This is a genomic window from Pseudomonas sp. P5_A2_2, from assembly GCF_054177685.1.
This window is the reverse complement of record NZ_JBGCUL010001054.1, coordinates 1-1,482: the sequence shown is the minus strand read 5'-3', so window position 1 is coordinate 1,482 and position 1,482 is coordinate 1. Positions and strand designations below refer to the sequence as shown.

The window sequence follows — 1,482 nt, the reverse complement described above, 5'->3', positions numbered from 1 at the left end:
ACGTCGATGCCGGTCTCGATGATGGTCGAGGCGATCAGCACGTTGAAGCGCTTGTGGTAGAAGTCGCTCATCACCTGTTCGAGTTCGCGTTCGCGCATCTGCCCGTGGCCGATGCCGATCCGTGCTTCCGGCACCAGTTCGGCGAGGTCGGCGGCGCATTTCTCGATGGTCTTCACATCGTTGTGCAGGTAATAGACCTGGCCGCCACGCAGCAGCTCACGCAGCAAGGCCTCTTTGACCGTGCTCTTGTTCTGCTCCATGACGAAGGTGCGTACCGACAGGCGACGGGCTGGCGGCGTGGCGATGATCGACAGGTCACGCATGCCCGACACCGCCATGTTCAGCGTGCGCGGAATCGGCGTGGCGGTCAGGGTCAGGATGTCGACTTCACTGCGCAGCGCCTTCAGTTGTTCTTTCTGGCGCACGCCGAAACGGTGTTCCTCGTCGATGATCACCAGCCCGAGGTTTTTGATCTTCACATCGTCCTGCAGCAGCTTGTGCGTGCCGATGACGATGTCGATCTTGCCTTCGGCCAGGTCCGCGACCGCCGCGTTCACTTCCTTGGTCGACTTGAAGCGGCTCATCACTTCCACGGTCACCGGCCAGTCGGCGAAGCGGTCGCGGAAGCTGTTGTAATGCTGCTGGGCGAGCAGGGTGGTCGGCACCAGAATCGCCACCTGGCGTCCACCGTGGACTGCAATGAACGCGGCGCGCATCGCCACTTCGGTCTTGCCGAAGCCAACGTCGCCGCACACCAGGCGATCCATCGGCCTGGGCGCGAGCATGTCTTCGCGCACAGCTTCGATGGTGGTTTGCTGATCCGGGGTTTCTTCGAACGGGAAGCCGGCGCTGAAGGTGGCGTAGTCGGCTTTCGGATCGGCGAAGGCGTAGCCTTCACGGGCGGCGCGGCGGGCATAGATGTCGAGCAGCTCGGCGGCCACGTCACGCACCTGTTCGGCGGCTTTGCGTTTGGCTTTCTGCCAAGTCTCGGAGCCGAGGCGGTGCAGCGGGGCCAGGGCATCGTCGCTGCCGGTGTAGCGGGCGATCAGGTGCAGGTTGGCCACCGGCACATAAAGCTTGGCGCCTTCGGCGTATTCCAGGGCAAGGAATTCGGCGGTCTGGCTGTCAATTTCCAGGGTCGCCAGGCCCAGGTAGCGGCCGACGCCGTGGTCGATGTGCACCACCGGCGCACCTTCGCGCAGCTCGGTGAGGTTCTTGATGACGGCATCGTTGTTGGCATCGGCGCGTTTTTCGCGGCGACGGCGCTGCATCACCCGCTGGCCGAACAACGGGCTTTCGGCAACCAGGGCCAGGGCCGGGTCGTCCAGCAGCAGGCCTTCATCGAGCGGTGCGATGGTGATCGCCAGACGTTCCTTGCCGGCGACAAAGTCTGGCCAGCTGTCGACGGTTTTCGGTCGCAGCTTCAGGCGTTCCAGCAGTTCCAGCAGCACCTCGCGGCGGCCTGCGGATTCGGCGGTAAAC

Annotated in this window: 1 protein-coding gene; it reads right to left on the bottom strand. The window is 63.8% G+C overall.

From position 1 onward, the window contains the following. The coding region (locus ACXRVY_RS28710; RefSeq protein WP_458238918.1) for a DEAD/DEAH box helicase at nt 1-1,482 on the bottom strand (1,482 nt) is incomplete at both ends.